The organism is Flavobacterium sp. LHD-80, from assembly GCF_030929605.1.
Classification (GTDB): Bacteria; Bacteroidota; Bacteroidia; order Flavobacteriales; family Flavobacteriaceae; genus Flavobacterium.
Genome location: NZ_JAVFVS010000005.1, coordinates 71424 through 91455, shown reverse-complemented (window position 1 = coordinate 91455; position 20032 = coordinate 71424). Strand labels below are relative to the sequence as shown.

The 20032-nt window shown below is 34.8% G+C and carries 17 protein-coding genes; 5 read left to right on the top strand and 12 right to left on the bottom strand.

What is annotated here, in order from left to right:
• Position 1 precedes the first annotated feature (1 nt).
• Genes RB619_RS08410 through moaA form a run of 3 tightly spaced genes read left to right on the top strand, consistent with a single transcriptional unit; the run spans position 2 to position 2341 of the window.
• Positions 2 to 433, top strand: a complete 432-nt coding sequence (locus RB619_RS08410) for a molybdenum cofactor biosynthesis protein MoaE (RefSeq protein ID WP_308096323.1) — start codon at positions 2 to 4, stop codon at positions 431 to 433.
• Complete coding sequence (moaCB, locus tag RB619_RS08405) at positions 433 to 1347, top strand: bifunctional molybdenum cofactor biosynthesis protein MoaC/MoaB (protein WP_308096321.1); 915 nt, start codon at positions 433 to 435, stop codon at positions 1345 to 1347. Before RB619_RS08410 ends, moaCB begins: the two co-directional genes overlap by 1 nt.
• Entirely contained in the window at positions 1334 to 2341 is a 1008-nt protein-coding gene (gene moaA / locus RB619_RS08400; protein WP_308096318.1) for a GTP 3',8-cyclase MoaA, read from the top strand. The genes moaCB and moaA overlap by 14 nt, the downstream gene beginning before the upstream one ends.
• Positions 2342 to 2590: 249 nt before the next feature.
• Here the strand turns inward: moaA and RB619_RS08395 are convergent, their stop codons facing one another.
• Positions 2591 to 2812 (bottom strand): hypothetical protein, encoded by a 222-nt coding sequence (locus tag RB619_RS08395; RefSeq protein WP_308096315.1) that lies wholly within the window; start codon positions 2810 to 2812, stop codon positions 2591 to 2593.
• A gap of 4 nt (positions 2813 to 2816) precedes the next feature.
• Between RB619_RS08395 and RB619_RS08390 the strand changes: the two genes are divergently transcribed.
• Entirely contained in the window at positions 2817 to 3203 is a 387-nt protein-coding gene (locus RB619_RS08390) for a hypothetical protein (protein WP_308096312.1), read from the top strand.
• Positions 3204 to 3857: 654 nt separating this feature from the next.
• Here RB619_RS08390 and RB619_RS08385 read toward each other — a convergent pair.
• Positions 3858 to 5288 (bottom strand): rubredoxin, encoded by a 1431-nt coding sequence (locus RB619_RS08385; protein WP_308096310.1) that lies wholly within the window; start codon positions 5286 to 5288, stop codon positions 3858 to 3860.
• Between the two features lie 173 nt (positions 5289 to 5461).
• The gene (locus RB619_RS08380; protein ID WP_308096307.1) at positions 5462 to 8977 is read right to left on the bottom strand and encodes a molybdopterin-dependent oxidoreductase; all 3516 of its coding nucleotides are present in this window, start codon (positions 8975 to 8977) and stop codon (positions 5462 to 5464) included.
• A 176-nt stretch (positions 8978 to 9153) separates the two neighbouring features.
• Between RB619_RS08380 and RB619_RS08375 the strand changes: the two genes are divergently transcribed.
• Positions 9154 to 9864, top strand: a complete 711-nt coding sequence (locus tag RB619_RS08375) for a Crp/Fnr family transcriptional regulator (RefSeq protein ID WP_308096304.1) — start codon at positions 9154 to 9156, stop codon at positions 9862 to 9864.
• Between the two features lie 79 nt (positions 9865 to 9943).
• Here the strand turns inward: RB619_RS08375 and RB619_RS08370 are convergent, their stop codons facing one another.
• The 9 genes from RB619_RS08370 to nirD all read right to left on the bottom strand — a co-directional run bounded on the left by RB619_RS08370 (position 9944) and on the right by nirD (position 19812).
• On the bottom strand, positions 9944 to 10564 hold the full coding sequence (locus tag RB619_RS08370; RefSeq protein WP_308096301.1) for a class I SAM-dependent methyltransferase: 621 nt from the start codon (positions 10562 to 10564) through the stop codon (positions 9944 to 9946).
• A 3-nt stretch (positions 10565 to 10567) separates the two neighbouring features.
• A complete protein-coding gene (locus RB619_RS08365) occupies positions 10568 to 11281 on the bottom strand; it encodes an endonuclease/exonuclease/phosphatase family protein (protein ID WP_308096298.1) in 714 nt (237 codons plus the stop codon).
• Positions 11282 to 11932: 651 nt separating this feature from the next.
• The gene (locus tag RB619_RS08360) at positions 11933 to 12298 is read right to left on the bottom strand and encodes a hypothetical protein (protein WP_308096294.1); all 366 of its coding nucleotides are present in this window, start codon (positions 12296 to 12298) and stop codon (positions 11933 to 11935) included.
• 138 nt (positions 12299 to 12436) lie between these two features.
• Positions 12437 to 13696 carry an alginate export family protein gene (locus tag RB619_RS08355; protein ID WP_308096292.1) on the bottom strand — a complete coding sequence of 420 codons (1260 nt, stop codon included), beginning with the start codon at positions 13694 to 13696 and terminating at the stop codon, positions 12437 to 12439.
• Positions 13697 to 13775: 79 nt separating this feature from the next.
• Positions 13776 to 15275, bottom strand: a complete 1500-nt coding sequence (locus RB619_RS08350; RefSeq protein ID WP_308096291.1) for an MFS transporter — start codon at positions 15273 to 15275, stop codon at positions 13776 to 13778.
• 98 nt (positions 15276 to 15373) lie between these two features.
• The gene (locus RB619_RS08345) at positions 15374 to 16033 is read right to left on the bottom strand and encodes a response regulator transcription factor (RefSeq protein ID WP_308096289.1); all 660 of its coding nucleotides are present in this window, start codon (positions 16031 to 16033) and stop codon (positions 15374 to 15376) included.
• 743 nt (positions 16034 to 16776) lie between these two features.
• Positions 16777 to 18585: an ATP-binding protein gene (locus tag RB619_RS08340; protein WP_308096287.1), complete on the bottom strand. Its 1809-nt coding sequence runs from the start codon at positions 18583 to 18585 to the stop codon at positions 16777 to 16779.
• A 9-nt stretch (positions 18586 to 18594) separates the two neighbouring features.
• Positions 18595 to 19179 carry a DUF4202 domain-containing protein gene (locus RB619_RS08335; RefSeq protein WP_308096285.1) on the bottom strand — a complete coding sequence of 195 codons (585 nt, stop codon included), beginning with the start codon at positions 19177 to 19179 and terminating at the stop codon, positions 18595 to 18597.
• 255 nt (positions 19180 to 19434) lie between these two features.
• Positions 19435 to 19812, bottom strand: a complete 378-nt coding sequence (gene nirD / locus RB619_RS08330) for a nitrite reductase small subunit NirD (protein ID WP_202003818.1) — start codon at positions 19810 to 19812, stop codon at positions 19435 to 19437.
• Positions 19813 to 20032: the final 220 nt, after the last annotated feature.

The following is a 20032-nucleotide window of genomic DNA, read 5'->3' as shown; positions in this document are numbered from 1 at the left end:
AATGAGTAAAAATGTATTTGTAGAAGGACCAATTGCTCCTGAATTTATAGCCGAGTCAATCGCAAAACACCAATCAAAACATACAATTGGGGCGCATAATATATTTTTAGGGCAAGTTCGTGCCGATGTAATTCATGATAATACAGTCGTTGCGATTGATTATTCTGCTTACACAGACATGGCAAATGAAGCTTTGCACACAATTCGAGAAAAAGCTTTTGCTAAATTCGATTTAACTTGTATGCATATTTATCACAGTTTAGGTGTGGTAAAAGCAGGCGAAATTTGTTTGTTTGTATTTGTTTCGGCAACACGCAGAAAACAAGTTTATGAAGCTACTGAAGCGATTGTAAACTGGATAAAAACCGATGTTCCGATTTTTGGAAAAGAAATGTTTGAAAACGATACATTCACTTGGAAACAAAATAGTTAATGGTAGATATTACGCATAAAATAAGTACATTAAGAAAAGCTACTGCAACTGCAATTGTAAAAGTCAGCAGACAGGAAACAATTGATGCTGTGGTAAATAATCTTGTGCCAAAAGGAAATGTACTCGAAATGGCAAAAACGGCAGGATTGTTTGCGGTAAAAAACACGCACTTATCGATTCCAGATTGTCACCCAATTCCGATTGAATTTACTTCGGTGGAATATATAATCGAAGGTTTAGAAATTCAGATAATTTTCAATGTAAAAACGGTGTATAAAACCGGAGTTGAGGTTGAAGCCATGCACGGCGCATCGATTGTTGCGCTGACCATGTACGATATGCTGAAACCAATTGATAAAGAAATCGAAATTTCAACCATCAAATTAATCAATAAAGAAGGCGGAAAATCGTCTTTTAAAAATAAATTTCCGAATGCGATAAAAGCGGCGGTTTTTGTTTGTTCTGATTCGGTTTTTGCTGGTGATAAAGAAGATCGTTCTGGAAAAACGATTGTAGAGAAACTAGATTCTTATGGAGTAGAAACTTCTCATTATGAAATTATTCCAGATGAATTAGATATTATTCAAGAGAAAACTAAGGCTTTCGCCAAAGATAATCAGCTGGTGATTTTTACGGGCGGAACTGGATTATCACCAAGAGATGTAACGCCAGAAGCTTTAGAACCAATTTTAGAAAGCAGAATTCCGGGAATCGAAGAAGCAATTCGTAATTATGGACAGCAGCGAATGCCGTATGCAATGCTTTCAAGAAGTGTTGCTGGAACTTTAGGGAAAAGCCTAGTTTTGGCTTTACCAGGATCTACAAATGGAGTAAGAGAATCGATGGACGCTGTTTTTCCGCATGTAATGCATGTTTTTCATATTTTAAAAGGTAAAAACCATGACAGCCTCTAACACAATTTTGACGGACGGTTTTGGACGCAAACACAATTACTTGCGTATTTCGTTGCTGGAAAAATGCAATCTGCGTTGTACGTATTGCATGCCGGCTGACGGAATTGCGCTTTCTCCAAAAGCCAGTTTAATGACGGCTGATGAGATTTTTGGTATCGCTCAGACTTTCGTGCAAAATGGTGTTGACAAAATTAGATTAACAGGCGGAGAACCTTTACTAAGAAAAGATTTTCCAGAAATTGTTTCAAAATTAGCAACCTTAGATATCTCACTTTCGATAACTACAAACGGAATTTTAATTGACCGTCATATTAATGTTTTAAAACAGTTTAAAATCAAAAAGATCAATTTGAGTTTAGATACTTTGGTTTCGTCTAAATTTGCTTCTATAACGCTCAGAAATCAGTTTGAGAAGGTTGTTGATAATCTGCATTTGCTTCTGAATAACGATTTTCAAGTGAAAGTGAATGTCGTTTTGATGAAAGGTTTTAATGATAATGAAATTGTTGATTTTGTAAAACTGACTCAATTTCTGCCAATTTCTGTTCGCTTTATTGAGTTTATGCCGTTTGCAGGAAATGAGTGGGACAGAAGCAAAATGGTTTCGCAAAAGGAGATTTTATCTTTAGTCGGAAATGCATTTTCAGCTGATGAAATTCAGAAACTTGAAGACGAAAAAAACTATACTTCGAGAAATTATAAAATAAAAGATTTTCAAGGTGATTTCGGAATTATAAGTTCGATTACAAATCCGTTTTGTGATAGTTGTAACCGAATCCGTTTAACGGCCGACGGGAAAATCAAGAATTGTCTTTTCTCAAATTCTGAAACAGATTTATTGACCGCTTTTAGAAATGGAGAATCGATTACGGATTTGATTTCAGCATCGATTCATAATAAAAAGAAAGTTCGCGCAGGAATGGTTACAATTGATGAAATGGACGATCCTGCGAAACATTTTGATAATCGCAGTATGATTGCGATTGGAGGGTGAAAATTAATTATTAATTGTGAATTGTTAATTGTGAATTGTCAGGCTGAGTGAAGTCTAAGTCTTATTTAGCCACATAGTTTTGTCATTCCGAGGAACGAGGAATCTCCGCAAGTAGCTCTACAAAGATTGGCGATTTTGCATGCGGAGCTTCTTGTGGAGATTCCTCGTTCCTCGGAATGACAAACTTTATGAAAACCGTCTTGAAACAAAAAAGGTTCAACCTTTTTAAAGTCAAACCTTTCTCAATAATTATTTTTTCTTTTTAGCTTTTGCCTTTTTTTGAGCTTTAGCTTTCTTTTTAGCAATTTTTTTAGCTTTCGCTTTTTCCTTTGCTTTTTTAGCTTTTTCTTTTTTCTTAGCAGCAGCTTTTTGTTTTGCTTTTTTAGCTTTCTCTTTCTTTTTATCTTTTTTAGCCTTGTCTTTTTTCTTAGCGGCTTTCTTTTTCTCTTTTTCCTTTTCTTTATCTTTCACTTTTTTGGCTTTTTTAGCAGCTTTGTCTTTTTCAGTTTTAACTGCCTGGTTAGTATTTTCTTCTTTTGATTCAGTAACCGATGCTGGAGCAACTGCTGTTTTTTCCTCTGGCTTTGCAGCTGGAGTTAAGACTTTTTTAGCTGGAGCTCTTCTAACAGTTGGTTTTGGTGAAGTTGCTGCAACAGTTTTTACTACAGCTTTAGCAGGTGTTTTTGCTGTAGATGTTGTAGCTGTCTTTTTTACAGTAGCTGCAGGAGCTTTTGCCACTGCTGGTTTTGCAGTTGTTGAAGCTGCTGGTTTTGCCGCTGTCGTTGTTTTTACTGGAGCTTTACGAACCGGTGCTTTTTTTACAGGTGTATTTGCTGGTTTTGCAGTATCGGCAACAGGTTGAGCGGTTTCAGTTTTTGGAGAATCGATTTTTTCCGGATTTGTCTCTTCGGGTTTGTTTTCCATATTTATAGTGCTTTTAAGAAGATTAATATTAACAATGTAACTAAATTGTTAATTTACAGTTAAGTAAAGATAATTATAAAACAAGTCTCCCAATGTTAAGTTTTTAGTTAAATTTTAATGTTAACTGACTGGAATTTAAATATTTGTGTTTTTTGGTCAAAATAAAAAACAAAATCTCTTAACAATTCTACTTGGAAAAAAGAGGTATGATTATTAATTGTTAATGGTGATTTGTGAATTGTTAATTGTGAGTTCTGAAAGAGGCAAGAGACAAGATGCAAGATGAAACCAGAAACTTGAAACAAACTAATGTCACCCTGAGCGGAGTCGAATGGCGCTCCAATTGGAATCGGGCTTCGACTTCGCTCAGCCTGACAAGCGTTAGCGAAAACCTGAAACTTTAAACCTGAAACCTGAAACATGAAACATGAAACATGAAACATGAAACATGAAACATTTCAAATAAGTTCTTTTGAAAACGAGTGCTCTAGCCCCGATGAGAGGGAAAATCCTTTTGTGTCTCGTTCCAAAACGAGACACAAAAGATTGGAAGGACAGCGGGAATTAGCTTCTTAAAATTATTATGAAACAATTAATTCTTTATAATTTCTAAAATCTTAAAATTGCTTTTTGGCGCTTCACATAACGAACAGCAATAGTTTTCGTCTAGATCTGTAAATAAAATACCTTTTGGAATGCCTTGGCTTTCATCTCCATATTCTGGTTTATAAAGTGTCAGACATTCTTGGCATTGGTAAATGTCTAATTGTGGTTTTTCTTTTTTCTGTGTGTTTTCGGGTGTTTCTGAAGTTGAATTTCCGAGTTCGTCGAAGTATTTTCGGCTTAATTCGATTAAGATGGTTGGAAGTTCCAATTTGTCAATATCTTGAGAATGCACAATATATTCGCGCGTATTCGGGTCAAAATTCTTTGCAAATAAAACATTATATGTGTCTCTGATTTTAATGGATTCTAAAGCGGCAGGAAGTTCATTTTTTTCGATGACAATTGATGTGAAATAATGCCCATCACGGTTGTATTCTGAAATTCCGAAATTCAATCCGTACGTACTAATGTCGAATTGATCGAGCGTTCGAACCAAGAAAGTTTTAAGATTAAGAGCCCATTCCATCGCCACAGGCAAATGCCAATTTAATTCCAATAAAGAATGGCGAACGTTGATGCCTCGTTTGCCTAAGAATTTTTCCCATTCGAGTTTTCGGTCTTTCGGAATTCCTTTGATGATGAATGATTTCCAAGGCGTGATACATATTTTCCCGATTTTGCATTCGAAACAGATATCGCACATTTCTTTTAGAAAATCCAAATCATATAAATTGTTTCTCCAATAAAGTCCAAGCCAATATTGATCGATTCCCAGTCTATTCATTCCTTCGTAGTACGGAAAAGGATAAAATGGAATATTTAAAGGTTTGTCAATTGTGCGATTGTTGGTATCTAAAGCTTCGCTTACTAACGTAAAAAGGAGTTCAATATCAACAGTAGCTTCTTCAGAAATTTTCTCAATTTCGTAATAAATTTTAGCTAAATCCCAGCTGTAAATTAAAACAGGATAAACTTCCATTTTCTCCCATTTTGGAAGTCGAATGTACAAGTACCAATAATCTTCGTGCTCTGACGCGATAAAATTTAAATGCCCTGTAAATAAAGGAACTAATTGCTGTTTCGGGTCGGTTATGTTGACTTTTAGTTTTGGTTGTTCTTTAAATTCTTCCAAAACATATAAAAACCTATTTCCGGTTAGCCAATTGGTGTTTCTGAAAATATCTGTCGAAACATAAGAGGAAACGATATTATTGCCACTTTTTTGATCTGGATATACAAAATGATGTTTTCCTAAAGTGGTTTTATGCAATGATTTAAAACCTTTTGGGAAAATAATATCCTGTCTAGAACCAAAAGAAATGGAATCCAGACCTTCGTCTAAAGCAATATTTACTACTTCTCGCAGTTCTCCTGGCGAAATAACGCCTCCTTTTACTATTAATCTTGTTAGTTCCATTTTTTTTTGTTTCAGGTTTCAGGTTTTCTTTGTTTCAGGTTTTTTGCAAGTTTGTCAGGCTGAGCGGAGTCGAAGCCCGTCTCCAATTGGGGCGCCCTTCGACTCCGCTCAGGGTGACATTGCGTTGTTTCAAGTTTCCAACAACTTGAAACGTGAAACCTGAAACAAAAAAACTATTTACATTTCGCTAGAATTTCTTTAACCTCCGTCTTACAGCTTCCGCATCCTAGGCCAGCACCGGTATTTTTACATAAATCAGTGAAATCGCTTACACCACTTTTAATGGTTTCCTCGATGTTTCCGGCACCAACTTGACTGCAGGAACATACTAGTTTTCCTAAAACAGGTTTTGCATTTGAGCTTCCTCTTAAAAGCGTATTTCGTTTGTCTGATAATTCGATTTTACTTTCGATCATCGTTTTGAATTCGGCAAACTCATTTTTATCGCCCATTAAAATCGCACCGACCAAAAGATCATCTTTTACGATACATTTTTTGTAATAGCGTTTTTTCAAATCGGCAAAAACAATTTCTTCGTATGAATCGTCATTTTCGGGAATTTCAATATCACCAATACTGCAAAGGTTGATGTCTTCTAATTTTAGAATATTCATTAAAATCGAACCTTTGTAATAACTGCTGATGTCACCGGCTAAAAAGTTTGCCAGAATATCGGCCTGTTCTTCGGCGGCAGAAGTGATTCCGAATAATTTATTGTTGAATTCGGCTATTTCTCCAATGGCAAAAATATCCGGATTTGAGGTTTGTAAATACTGATTGACTTTAACGCCACGACCGCAGGCGAGACCGCTTTCTCTGGCGATTTCGATATTCGGAATTGTTCCAATGGTATACACAATCGCATTTGCAGTAATGATTTTACCACTTTTTAAAGCGATTTCAATTTCATTTGGATTATCCGTTTCAAAAACAGTGCTGACTTCATTATCAAAATAAATTTGAATATCACGAAGCTGTACTTCCTCGGCCAATAATTTACTTGAAATTCGGTCCAGCTGACGTTCCATTAAACGCGAAGCACGTTGAACTATGGTAGTTTTTACTTTTTTATGTTTTAATGCGGCGGCCAATTCCAGTCCTAATAATCCACCTCCAATAATCACAACATGCTGTTCTTCTGGCGGAAGATTGGTGCTGTCTAAGTGTTTTTTCAATCGATCAGCGTCTTCTTTTTTTCTAACTGTAAATCGGCCAGGAAGATGAAGTTGCGCATTTTCAGGCACAAAAGGACGGCTTCCTGTCGCCATTATTAACGAATCAAAAGTGTGAATTTCGCCCTGGCTGTCTTTGATTGTCTTGTTGTTTGTATCTATTTTATCAATAGCAACTCCCGCTTTCATTGTAATTTTTAGTTTGCTGAAAGCTTCGCCGTCTTTTACTTTTAAAAGTTGTTCCCAAGTAAATTCTCCCGTCATATATTCAGGAAGCAAAACGCGGTTGTAAAACGGATTTACTTCATTTGAAAAAACTATAATTTCATCTGTTGTATTGAATTCTCGATAGTTTTGAATAAATCGGAAAGAAGCCGCGCCGGCACCAACAATCGCAATTTTTTGAAATGGTTTTACATATTTCGAAATCGAAACTGTAGTGTATTTAAAATCAGGTTCTTTTGAAACCGGATCAACAACGGTATTGGTTAAATTATTGGTTCTATTTAAATCATTTTCAAGTTGTTTTCCCCAGTGCATTGGCAGAAAAACGACTTTCTCTTTTATCGAATCTGTAACTTTTGCTTTTACTCGAACTTCACCGTTTTTGCTTGTAACCGTAACGATATCACCATTTTTAATTTCGTTTTTATAAGCGTCAATCGGATTTATTTCTAAAACCGGACTCGGAATATGCGTCAACAATCTCGATACTTTTCCGGTTTTGGTCATCGTATGCCATTGATCACGAATTCTACCTGTTGTTAAGATAAAAGGGAATTCGGCATTTGGTTGCACCGATGTATTTTCGATTGAAATAGGCAGATTAAAAATTGCTTTTTGCGAAGGCGTATAGAATTTTTTATCGGTAAATAATCTCGGAGTTCCTGGATGTCCGTAATCTGGAACGGGCCATTGAAACGTTCCTTCGGTTTTTAAACGGTTATAATTTAAGAATGAAATATCAATATTAGTGCCTTTTGTAAGTGCACAATGTTCTTTGTAAATTTCTTCGGCACTGTTGAAATTGAATCCGTTGAAATTCATTTTTTTTGCAAAGCGAATTAAAATTTCAATGTCTGGAAGTGCTTCTCCCGGCGCATTAATTCCTTTTGGTAAATAAGAAATTCGGCGTTCAGAATTTGTCATCGTTCCTTCTTTCTCTAACCAACCTGCAGCGGGTAAAAGTAAATCGGCAAATTTTGCTGTATCGGCATTATGCGAAATATCTTGAACAACAACAAATTTTGCATTTTGAAGCGCTTTTTCAATTTTTCGGGAATCGGGCAAACTGACTAAAGGATTGGTACAGATAATCCAAACGGCTTTCATTTTTCCTGATTCTAATGCTTCGAACATTTCGGTTGCAGTTAAACCCGGTTTATCTGAGATTTCATCAACACCCCAAAAATCTGCAACTTCTTTGCGGTGTTCTGGATTGGCAATATCTTTATGCGCGGCTAAAAGTGTCGCCATGCCACCGACTTCACGTCCGCCCATTGCGTTGGGCTGGCCAGTCAATGAAAACGGTCCAGAACCTGGTTTCCCAATTTGTCCTGTTAATAAAGAAAGATTCAGCAATGCCGTGTTTTTGTCAACGCCAACGGCACTTTGATTCAATCCCATCGCCCAAAGCGAAATAAAGCCTTTTGCTTTCCCGATAATATCGGCAGCGAGTTTAATGTCGTTAACTGAAATTCCGCAAAGTTTTGACGCTTTTTCTAAAGAAGTGCCTAAAACTAAGTCTTTATATTGTTTAAAATTTTCTGCATTGTATTTTACGAAATCATGATCGACATAGCCTTTTTCAATAATGCGTTTGGCAATGGCATGATACAAAATAATGTCCGAACCCGGAATAATTTGTAAATGCAAATCGGCGAAAGCGGCAGTATCTGTTCGTCTTGGATCAATGCAAATGATTTTTATTTTTGGATTTTTCTCTTTGTGTTTTTCAATTCTTCTGAAAAGAATTGGGTGGCACCAAGCCGGATTTGCACCTGTAATTAGAAATGTATCAGCAAGTTCAATGTCCTCGTAGGCGATTGGAACAGAATCTTCTCCAAAAGTCTTTTTATAACCTACAACAGCAGAACTCATGCAAAGTCTTGAATTGGTATCGATATTATTGGTTTTCAAAAAACCTTTTACAAGCTTGTTTACCAGATAATATTCTTCGGTCAAGCATTGTCCTGAAATATAAAATCCAACGCTGTCTGGTCCGTGTTTTTTTATTATGGAAGAGAAAACGGCTGCAGCGCGATCAAGCGCAGTATCCCAGCTTACACGTTCCAGCGGATACGATTTGCTGCCGCGCATTTCAGGATATAAAATTCTATCGGAAGTATCGTTGACTACGTAATGCAAATTCATTCCTTTTGAACATAACATTCCTTTGTTTACCGGATGATCTTTGTCGCCTTCTACCATCACGCCATTTTTGGCATCGTTGGTTACGATTATACCGCAGCCAACGCCACAATACGAACAGGTAGTTTTGATTTTGGTATTTTGCATTACAGTTCTTATTTAGATACTAATTATTGAATCTGTTTGATTGTAAATAAATCACGTATACAAAAATAAGTATTTTTACGTATAAATACTTATTTTTTGAATTTATTTTTTTATTTTTGATGCAAAGAAATGAGCAACAAGAAATTAGTTTTTTAATCCGATAAAAATTAGGACTCATGAAAGAAGAGCAAACCGTTTGTTATTCTTGTGCCAATGAAAATTGTTTTATCAAGAAACACTTGCATTTAGAGCAAATGAATACTTATGTTTCTAAGAAACAGAATATAGTTTGCAAAAAATCAGATCAATTTATTGTGGAAGGTTCCTCTTTGCAAGGACTTTATTTTATTTGTAAAGGAAAAGCAAAAACGGTTAAAACGGGAATTAATGGTCGAGAGCAAATTGTTCGTTTAACAAAAAACGGAGATATTATCGGCTTTCGTGGATTTGGAACTGGAAAAAAGTATTTAATTGGTGCTTATGCGTTGGAAGACACAGTTTTATGTAATTTCAGCAACGAAACGATGTTAGAAATTTTAAAACAGATTCCGGAATTTACTTATGCTCTAATGCTGTTTTATGCAGAAGAATTAAATAAAAGCGAAAACAATATTCGCAAAATTGCGCATATGAATGTCCGTGAACGTGTGGTTGATTTACTGCTTTATATTCATCGTAAATTCGGACAAATCAACGGTTTGATCGATATTGATCTTTCTCGAAAAGAAATCGCCGATTTTGCCGGAACAACTGAAGAACAAGCGATTCGAGTAATTTCAAGTCTTAAAAAAGAAGCGTTGATTCAAACAGTTGGAAAACGAATTGGGATTTTGGATGTTGAGGAATTACGTTCTGAAATTATGGAACATAAATATTTCTCTGTTTAAAATTATTACGTAATAATACGTAAAATTAGTTTTAAGATTTTGTAGAGACACACAACAGTGCGTCTCCACGCCGAATAATTTATTTTTTTCTGCCAATAAATCGAATTACAGAACCCGTTCCGTTATGAAATAAACCTTCGTTTAATTCGATTTCTTTTTCTTCTAATTCGATGATTTCGTAATTCGGAAAATCATTTTTTATTTCTTCTATTGAAAAAAGCGATTCAATATCTTTTGGTCCGCCGACTTTATCATTTATCGCAAGATATTCTAAATGTTTTTTGCTGAAAGCTTCAAAAATAATAATTCCATTTTTATGTAATAATTGACCCAGTTGTTTGTGAATATCCGATTTAATTTCTGCCGGAAAGTGCGCATATATCAAAGCAATTGCATCAAATTGTTCTTCCTCAAAATCCAGCGTTTCTAATTCGCCAACTTGATAATCGATTGATACATCATTGGCTTCAGCAAGTTTTAAAGCTTTGTTTCTTCCTTCTTCACTAATATCAAAAGCCGAAACATTCCAACCTAATTTTGCTGTAAAAATGGCGTTTCGTCCTTCGCCTTCAGCAGGAAATAAAATTGACCCGACTTGTAATTTTTCGATTTGTTCTTTTAAGTAATTGTTGGGCTCTTCGCCGTAAGCAAATTCTTCACTGCTGTAGCGGTCGTCCCATCTTTTAGTCCAGTTGTTCATGGTTTATATATTGAATTTAATAATTAAAGGTTTGTGGTCGCTGTGCAAAGTCCAATCTTTGTAATTTCCGACTTCAACGCTTTCTAAAACTTCTATAAAATCATTTGATGCAAAACAATAATCCATATGATACGGTTTGTTTTCGTGACGATACATGTATAAAGTTGGATGCGCTTCTTTGCCTTGAATTTGGTTGAAGTATTTGTGATACGTGCTAAAAATGTTCTTTTCGCCCAATTTATTTACCACCGTTGTATGATTTCCTTCTCGACGCGGTCGGTCCCAAATGGTATTACTGTTGAAATCACCAATTAAAATGGTTTTGGTTTCTTTAATTAAATCTTCGTAATAATTAATCGCTTTCCAAATCTGCGTTACATAAGCGCCATCTTTGTCAGCAGGATTATTTGCCCAAATTGCAAACAAAGTAAAATCAACTTTTCCACCCGTAACGGCTATTGGCAGAATATTTTTGAAATCTGGATTATGACAATCTAATAATTGAAACCGATAATCGCTATAAGAGAAAACAGCAACTCCTTTATTCGGATTGGTTCCGTACCAAAGAATATCTGTTGGCTGTTTTATATTATCTGGAAATTTTAATTTTTCAGGGTTTTCGCACTCCGAAATTACGACAATATCAGGATGGTAAGCAAGAGTGTATTCTGCTTTTTTTCTGAATGCCATGTTGCAATTCCAGGCGATTAGTTTCATTTTTCTGAAATTGATTTTTGTTGCTTCAAAATATTTAAAACAACGAAGTTTATGCTTAATGAAAAAACAATACTAGAGAATGCTATTAATCTATAGTTGATATTGCTATAATGATAATGATATATGTTTTCGCTATCAATTACGGTAGTATACTTTATAATTTGTGATTCTAATAAACAAAATATAAGATAAAATAAAAGTAAAAGAACTATGTAAATAAGAATTGAAACAAAAGTGATTTTTTTTGGTTTTTGAAGCCGAGAGATGATGTAAAACCCAATAGGAATAAGGCTTAATATGAAGCCAAAATCTGGAATAAAAAATCTAATCTCTTTTCCTCCGTAAAATTTTAAATCATAATCAGCAATTTTAGATATGAACGTCCGAGTTAAAGTTCGATATTCGATATCACATAATAATCCAATTAGAAAAAATAAAATTATGAAAACAAACAAAATTATGATGTCTTTATATTTCATATAGTAAATTGCATTTCGAGCATTTTCAACCAAATATACCTAAATAATACTTTAAATATATTCGCAAGATAATTAGAAATAAAAATACCCTTTTCCAAAGTAGAAAAAGGGCAGTTTATATAATTTAGATTTTTTAAAATCTTGTTATTTCTTCCAACTAAAAATCCTAGGGTTAACCAACAAGCTTCGTAACACCGCTATTGATATCAATTTCAGCAAAATTATGCTTTCCCATAACGATAAGCAGTTTGTCTGAATTATAACCTACATATCTAATTTCAGGTTGTCCTTTTTTGGGTTTTCCACAAACTGAAATTACATTGGTCTGCCATTTCAATTTGCTTCTTTTGTAGGCTGATATTGTTTGTAAGTCATTCTCGACATAATAAACAATACTGTTTTTCTTGATTCCTCTTTTTTGCGTTTTGGCAAAATTTATTTCGGAATTACTAGAAATTAAGGCATCATTGTACTTTTGTGCAATGCCTGTTTGCGTGACAATAAATGTCAGCATAGATAATTTTAGAAATGGTTTCATTTTGATAGAATTTGGGGTTCATAATCACTTCAAATATAAATAATTAAATCATATAATAAAGTTTTAGACAGACAAAAAAAAATCCCTTTTTCCGAAATAGGAAAAGGGGATTTTTTAGGAGTTAATTTTGAAGAAAAACTATTTTTTCCAGCTAAAAATTCTTGGATTTACAGAAATCATTAACCAAGCCCAATTGTTGGTGTGATTTGCATCTCCGTTTTTGATGAATTCCATAGTTTTAGAACCAAACATTTGAGAATAACCTCCTGTAACGGTAATGTCTTTTTTGAAATTATAACCAAAAGTTGCATCGATCTCTGTTCCTAAATACGAATCCAATTTTTCGTTTAATGGAGTAACTACATCTGCAGCGGCTAGAAATGCATGCGGAATCAAAGCAAATTGCCATTTGTTTACACTGTAATTCAATTTGATAAAAGCATCTTGCAAACCAACACTATTTAAGTGATTTCCAACATAAAAATAATCCATGTAACCATTAAATCCGTGGTTGGTTCCAAATATTGGGTTGAACGATTTTATTACTGTGCTTGCGTCATTTGTCGCTTTTCCTGATAAAAATTCGTAGCCAAGACCTGCTTTGAAAGATTCGGTAATGCTATAATTGAAATTTGCGGCAGCATTCCAAGCACTTACTTGTTTGTCGGTACTTTTTCCGGTTTGACCGTATAGCCAAAAATTACTGTCGATTTTACTGTTTTTATATGTTAAGTAAGGTCCGAAAGTCTGTTTGTAATCGACTAATAATTTTGCGTCAGCATTAGCATATTCATAACCTGTATTTAGGAGTAAAAAGCTCATACCTAAATCAGTACTAAATTGGTTGTGGTACCATGCATATTGCAACGCTTTGTAGCTCGCCACTGTGTAAGGTGTCTGTACAACATTTTCGGCAGTAGAATTATACGCTCCTCCAAAGTCTAATTTTTGTTTTTCAGTATGAAACGAAACGGTAAGAGCATCATGGCTTTGTGCCTGCTGTCCCCAGTCTTGCTCACCCAAAATACGTTGGTTATCGTAAGAAAGTACTTGGCGTCCCATTCTGGCGCTCCATTTGTCTGTGAAATTATATTGTGCCCAAGCTTCAAAAACAGCAACTCCGTTTTTATCGGCTGGCGATGTTGGTGCAACATCTCCCCAAGTTCTTGTGTTTTGTAAAGTCAGTTTTACAGTTAAATCTTCTTGTTTATAATTGAAATTTAAACGAGAACGCTGCGAAATTTGTGACGTACCTTCTTGTCCTTCTTGCAGAAGTTGTTTATATCCATTTCGATATTCAAAACGAGGCCTTATTTGTAAATTTACATCTAATTCTTGTGCTTGTAGCGCTGCGCCAGCACCAAAAAGGAATAGCGCAATTAATTTTATTTTTTTCATAAAACTGGTAATTTTTTGATGGCGTAAATTTGTAAGAAAAATAAGCCTTTACTAATGATAAAAGTCATTATTTTAAATTTTAATTAGTTGCAGGTACAAGTTGCTGCGTTTCAATAGCTTTTGTTGGTACAGATTGTTTTTTGCTTACACTTTTGGTAATCGCGTAATGCATCCAAGCCAAACAGCCTATTGAAAAAAGCAGAATAAAAATCCATGAACTTGACCAGATTCCGGTTGCGGTTAATAAATAACCAAAGATGATTGGGCCAAAGAAGCCACCTAAACCGCCAATCATTCCGACCATTCCACCTACAACACCCACTTCATTTGGGAAATATTCTGGAATATGTTTGTAAACAGCTGCTTTTCCGATTCCCCAAGAAATCCCGATTAAGATTACTAAAACCAAGAAAACCCACATATTAGCATCAAACTTAATTACGGTAATTCCTTTTGCTAGTAATTCTTTTTTCTTTACACTTTGATTTTCTGCTACTACGACTTGTTGCCAAGATGTTGAAGTTGGAAAAATAGCATTTTCGGCTGTGTTTTCTTTTTTCTGTGCGACCGGAAAATCAGTTTCTCCTATCTTAATTTTATCGTTTGTTACAGCTGTAATGGTTCCTTTTTTAGTTGCCAAAACTCCAGGACCTGTTGTAATGATTTCCATTTTTGGAATAGCTAATAAAGCGCTCAAAATTACGGAAGAACCCAAAACCCAATACATTACTTTTCTTGCGCCGAATTTATCGGATAAATAACCCCCAAATGCTCTGATAACGCCTGAAGGAAGACTAAACATAGTAGCAAACAAACCTCCCATAACCAAACTAGTCTGATAAACATTCATAAAGTTGGGTAAAAGCCATTGCGAATAAGCCACAAAGCAACCAAAAACTAAAAAATAATATGCTCCAAAACGCCAAACTCGGGCTGATTTTAAAGGGACAAGCATTTGAGATACAGTTTTAGTATTGTTTTCAGGTTTTTTATTTTCGGTAAAAAGTAAAAAGGCAATTCCAATAACAACTAATGAAACAGCATAAATAATAGGGAGCACTTTCCAGCCGTTTTGCGGATCATCAATTGAAAAATGATTTAATAGGGAAGGAGCTAAAAATGTAGTAATTGCCGCGCCGGCATTTCCCATTCCGAAGATTCCTAAGGCGCGTCCTTGCCATTCTTTTGGATACCATATTGAAGTATAACCAATACCGACTGCAAAGCTGGTTCCGACCATTCCGAAGAAGAAACTCAATAAAGCAAACATGAAAAAACTGTCGGCGTAGGGAAGGAGGAAGAGTGGAATTGAACTTAATAATAGTAAAAGAGAAAAAACATATTTTCCTCCAAATTTATCAGTTAGGATTCCGATTGGGAGACGCATTACAGAACCCGTTAAAATTGGAATTCCTAAAAGCCATCCAACTTGAACAACGCTCCAATGGAAAATTCCATTATCGACCAAAAAGGTTACTAAAACCCCGTTTAAAGTCCAGCAGGCAAAACAGATTGTAAATGCCAAAGTATTTAAAAATAAAATCTTGTGTGATTGCGTAAGTGAGTTTGTAGTTTTCATAGTACTTATATTTTTATGTAAAAATAAGTACTATAACTTAGTTAAAACATGCTAAAACGCAGTTTTTGAAAAATAATTACGTATTTATACGTAATTATTTAGATTAAAGAATACTCAGTGGCTTTGTTAGAAAGTTCCATTAAGTTTTTTACTTTCAGTTTTTTCATGAGGTTAAAACGGTGTACTTCGGCAGTACGTTTGCTGATGTCAAGTGCTTCGGCAATTTCTTTGTTTCCTTTTCCTGATAATAACAGCGTCAGAATTTCTTTTTCTCTTTTGGTAATCATCATTTCGTCACCTAAATTTTGCTTAGGTTCTAATGAATTAGAAGGATTTGTTAATTGACCAATTAAGATAGAAGAAATATCGCCACTGAAATATTTTCCGCCAGCAGAAACAATATGAAGCGCTTTTAAAAACTCTTCTTTAGAAGATCCTTTTAATAAATACCCGTCGGCGCCAGCTTTTATTGACTTTAATACATATTCTTCTGATTCGTGCATTGAAAGCATGATGATTTTTATATCGTTGTTATCGCTTCTAAGTTTTTCTACTAGTTCGATACCTGTTAAGTTTGGCATACGAATATCAGCTATAAGTAAATCAGGTTTTGTATCGGCAATTACATCAATTGCATCGGCGCCATCTATTGCTTCGCCCACAACCTCGATGTTTGCTTCGTTTTCCAGTAAAGATTTGATTCCGTCTCTAACAAAAACATGGTCATCTGCTAATACTACACGAATGATATTACTCATAATTTACTTAATTTAGATTCTCGATTTTTACGTATATTCATCTATAAAGAAGACGCTAATATACGTAATTTTTTAGATTTTAAATTCTGATTTGTGAAATTGTAGGCTCCAATATTAAAAAATCATTAAAAAATGCAATATCAATTGCAATTGCAAAAAAATCAATTTCAATTTTTAGCTCTCATTTTTAGTCAGGCCGAGGGGAGTCGAAGCCCATGCAAGTAGCGTTACAAAGATTGGCGATTTGCTTTGCATGGGCTTCGACTCCGCTCAGCTTAGCAAGATAGTGGGTAGTTTTGGGGTAACTTTGTCAAAGTTCAAAACTTTGACAAAGTTTGTTTTTCAATTGCCTCCAGCTTTAGCTGGAGTTTTTTCTAGGTAAAAGGGAAAAGGCTTTAGCCAAATGCATAAGTTTGGCTAAAGCCCTTCTTGATACTTTTTTATAACCTCCAGCTAAAGCTGGAGGCAATTGTTTTTTTTACTTTTTAATTCCCTTATAAACTTAAATTTTCTTTTGAAAACGAGTGCCCGCGAGAGGGATAGGAGCAAGCTACCGAAGTAGCGCGGATAGCCCGACAGTATTAGGGAAAGTGGGCGAATAAAGATAAAGTATGTTTGCCCACTTTTTCTAATACTGGCTCGCCCTTATTAATTAGATAATTAGGGAATGTATCAATTTGATAATTAGATAATTTTTTACGCGACTTTAAGTAATTATCAAATTATCTAATTGACTGATTTTCTCATTTAAGAATAGGAATATTGAATGTAATTCTCGTTCCTTCGCCTGGAATTGAGTTGATGAAAACGCGCCCGTTGATGTATTGTATTCTTTCTTTCATGAATAAAAGCCCCATTCCGGATTCGCTGTTGCGCTTTTTGTCGACGGAATTGATGTCGAAACCTTTTCCGTTGTCGTCGATGATGATGCTTAAAAGTGTTTCGCTGTGGGAAAGCTGGACGATAATATGCGACGATTCGGCGTATTTTATGGCGTTGTTGATGGCTTCTTGAGTTAATCGATAAATGTTGATTTCGATTAGGGAATCTAAACGTCGGTCGAACTCAGTTTTGTTGTAGAAAAGGATTTCTTTTCCAGTAAGTTTTGAGAGTTCTTGTGTAAGTTTTGCCAATGAAGAAACGATTCCGTGATCGCTTAATTCTGGTGGCATCAGGTTAAAAGTTGCGGTACGGACACCTTTTATAATGTCTAGCGAAAGTTTCTTTAAATATTCAATTTTTTGTTCCGATTTTTCTCGGTCGTCTAAATTGATACTTTCTAAACTGAATTTTAAGCCCGTAAGCATTTGGCCAATTCCGTCGTGAATTTCTTTTGCGATTCGGTTTTGTTCGTTTTCTTGATTTTCAACAATTTTACTCGAAATAATCTTTTGCTGATTGATTTTTTCGGTTGTATTTTCAAGATTTAAACGTTCAACTTCACGCTGTGCTTTTTTGCGTTCAGTAATGTTGAAACATACGATTAAAAGTTCTAATTCGTCTTTTTTGATCATGACCGGAACCATTGACAAATCAAGCCAAATGGTTTCGTTTTCTTTGTTTAAAATACTGATTTCGCCCTGCCAGCCACTTCTTTGTTTTTCGAAAATTAGACGGTCAAAATTGGTTTGTTCTTTTTCGTCAACAGTTAAAACTTCAGAGAATTTTTTGTTTGATGAAAACTTGGTATAATTCAGCAATTTGGCAAATTTTTCACCAATATGAATAATCGAACCATCAGGCGAAATTCGGCAATAGAGTAAAGTATTTTCCATCGCATAATTGAGCGATTTTAATTCTTTAACCGAATTTTCCTTGATTTCGCTGAGGATTTCTGTGTCGTAAGCGAGCTTTAAAGCTTTCTTTTCGGAAGATAAAAGTCTTGTAATTAATCTTTCGATTTTTTTATTTGTAGGTCTGAAAATGAAAAGGAATTCTAAAAGCAAAACTAAAAGAGTGAACCCAAAAATCCAATATTCAATTTTGCGTTGCTCAGTTACTTTTTCGTGTGCTTCGAGATCGTATTGGGTTACAATCTGATTCATTTTAGAAAGGAAAATGCCTTCGTTTTCTAAAATACTATTTACGAATTTTTGATTTTCAGATGATTGTTTTTTTTGTTTTAAATTCAATAAAAATGAATCGGTTGCCTTTGCAATTTTATTGAAAATTGGATTGATTTCTAAATATAATTTAGAAAGTGTTTCTGATTTTTCTTTTGGAAAAGCCAAGCTATCACTGCCGTTTTCGAGCATATTTTGGTTTTTCTTCCAAAGCGCTAAAACTTCATTTAAATGCGAAATTTGTTTGGCAGAGGCGGTATCAGAAACGTAATGCAGAATCAGAACTTCTTTTACGATTTTCTGGCTCAACATCCTTTGTTTTCCCGAAAAATTAATGATTTTAGAATCGCTTAACTGTTGATTCAGATTGTATTGCACTAAAATCTGACTCACAATTATAGTTAAGGCAATAGTAAGAAGCGCAAAAAAATACAGACGGCGTAAATTTTTGAAGGTGATTTTTTCTTCTTCCTGATTGCTTTTCTTCATAAAGTCAGTTTACAATCCTAAAGATGCTTTTATAAGATTAAGATTTTCTTCAGAATAGTTGATTTTCAAGGCTTCCTCATGTCCTTTGTCCGACATTTTATCCCAGGTTTTTTTGAAGATGTTTTTTAGTTTTTCTTCGTCGTGTTTGTGAACGAAAGGATCTAAATAATATTCAAGGAAAACTAGACAAATTACATCTTCTAATAATTGTGTTTCGTGGTCTTTTTTAAGTAATTTTTTCTCAATTAAAAAAGAAACGCGATCAATAAAAGTCTGGTCATAACCTGCTTTTTCCAGAATTTCTGCAGTAGTTTTTGCGTGGAATTTTTTCAATTCTTCTCTCCATTTCAAATAACCAACACGGTCTATTGGGTATGATTCGCGGGCAACTTTCCATCGACAGATGTGCTGTGCTTTTGAAGCAATTTGGATTTCTTCGGATGCATTTGGTTCAAACTGCATCAGTCTTTCGTACATCCTGTTGGAATACAGTAATTCTTTTGGATATTCTTTGTTGTGGTCGGTTTCAATGTTTGGGTCTTGAGCATTTTCAGCATCAATCCATTCGCTTGCTTTTTGAAAAGGTGTAGTCATTTTTTGGTTTGATAATAGAATTTCAAAGATACGGAATTAAGTTTTTGCGGATAATTTTTTTTAACACATAGAAACATAGTTTTGTTTGTGGTTAAAGGCGTTTCACTTGCATTAATTCACATAGTAATTACGATAGTTTTGTCATTTCGACGAAGGAGAAATCTTCGCGAGAAGCTCGACAAAGATTGTTAACGCTTCTGTGCGGAGTTACTTGCGAAGATTTCTCCTTCGTCGAAATGACAAGATTGCGTGAAATCAATCTACAAATCCAACGAAAACTTCGTCTTCAACAATCTTAATAGGATAAGTTGCAATGCTATATTCTTCTCCGTTTAAATTTGAACCATCAACTAAAGAAAAAGTCTTTTTATGCATCGGACAGGCAATTTTTGGAATATCGTCTGTAGATCCGGTCATTCCTCTTGAAAGCACCATTTCCATTTTGTGCGGGCAGGCGTTTTGGCAAGCATACCACTCATTACGACGTGTGAAATTGAAAATAGCAATTTGTTTGTTTTTGTATTTGATGCATCCGCCTCGGTTGGTCGGGAAATCTTCAACTTTGCCAGCTTTGAACCAAATTGTTGCATCGCTTGCATGAACCGTTTCGTATTGATTTAAGATTTCTTCCATTTTGATTAAGTTTTGATTTCCTGTTTCTTAGCCCTCTTTTTACAATCAAGAGAGTTTGATGGCGCAGTAAAAAAGAGGGTAAGAAGGACAGCAAACGTTTAATGATTTTTTTTTCTTTTTTTTTTGGAGCTATTTTTTCTCGCGCTCCCGATAGTTATCGGGATTGCAGATTTAGCCGATTTTATTTTTAATCTTTTTAATCCTTTAATCTGTGGCTTTT

What these genes read in the sequence shown, in the direction of transcription:
- RB619_RS08345 (WP_308096289.1), bottom strand. Translation starts at nt 16,033, where the DNA reads ATGAGTAATATCATTCGTGTAGTATTAGCAGATGACCATGTTTTTGTT.
- RB619_RS08385 (WP_308096310.1), bottom strand. Translation starts at nt 5,288, where the DNA reads ATGGAACTAACAAGATTAATAGTAAAAGGAGGCGTTATTTCGCCAGGA.
- RB619_RS08380 (WP_308096307.1), bottom strand. Translation starts at nt 8,977, where the DNA reads ATGCAAAATACCAAAATCAAAACTACCTGTTCGTATTGTGGCGTTGGC.
- RB619_RS08365 (WP_308096298.1), bottom strand. Translation starts at nt 11,281, where the DNA reads ATGAAACTAATCGCCTGGAATTGCAACATGGCATTCAGAAAAAAAGCA.
- moaA (WP_308096318.1), top strand. Translation starts at nt 1,334, where the DNA reads ATGACAGCCTCTAACACAATTTTGACGGACGGTTTTGGACGCAAACAC.
- RB619_RS08360 (WP_308096294.1), bottom strand. Translation starts at nt 12,298, where the DNA reads ATGAAACCATTTCTAAAATTATCTATGCTGACATTTATTGTCACGCAA.
- RB619_RS08350 (WP_308096291.1), bottom strand. Translation starts at nt 15,275, where the DNA reads ATGAAAACTACAAACTCACTTACGCAATCACACAAGATTTTATTTTTA.
- RB619_RS08375 (WP_308096304.1), top strand. Translation starts at nt 9,154, where the DNA reads ATGAAAGAAGAGCAAACCGTTTGTTATTCTTGTGCCAATGAAAATTGT.
- RB619_RS08370 (WP_308096301.1), bottom strand. Translation starts at nt 10,564, where the DNA reads ATGAACAACTGGACTAAAAGATGGGACGACCGCTACAGCAGTGAAGAA.
- RB619_RS08355 (WP_308096292.1), bottom strand. Translation starts at nt 13,696, where the DNA reads ATGAAAAAAATAAAATTAATTGCGCTATTCCTTTTTGGTGCTGGCGCA.
- RB619_RS08335 (WP_308096285.1), bottom strand. Translation starts at nt 19,179, where the DNA reads ATGACTACACCTTTTCAAAAAGCAAGCGAATGGATTGATGCTGAAAAT.
- RB619_RS08410 (WP_308096323.1), top strand. Translation starts at nt 2, where the DNA reads ATGAGTAAAAATGTATTTGTAGAAGGACCAATTGCTCCTGAATTTATA.
- moaCB (WP_308096321.1), top strand. Translation starts at nt 433, where the DNA reads ATGGTAGATATTACGCATAAAATAAGTACATTAAGAAAAGCTACTGCA.
- RB619_RS08340 (WP_308096287.1), bottom strand. Translation starts at nt 18,585, where the DNA reads ATGAAGAAAAGCAATCAGGAAGAAGAAAAAATCACCTTCAAAAATTTA.
- nirD (WP_202003818.1), bottom strand. Translation starts at nt 19,812, where the DNA reads ATGGAAGAAATCTTAAATCAATACGAAACGGTTCATGCAAGCGATGCA.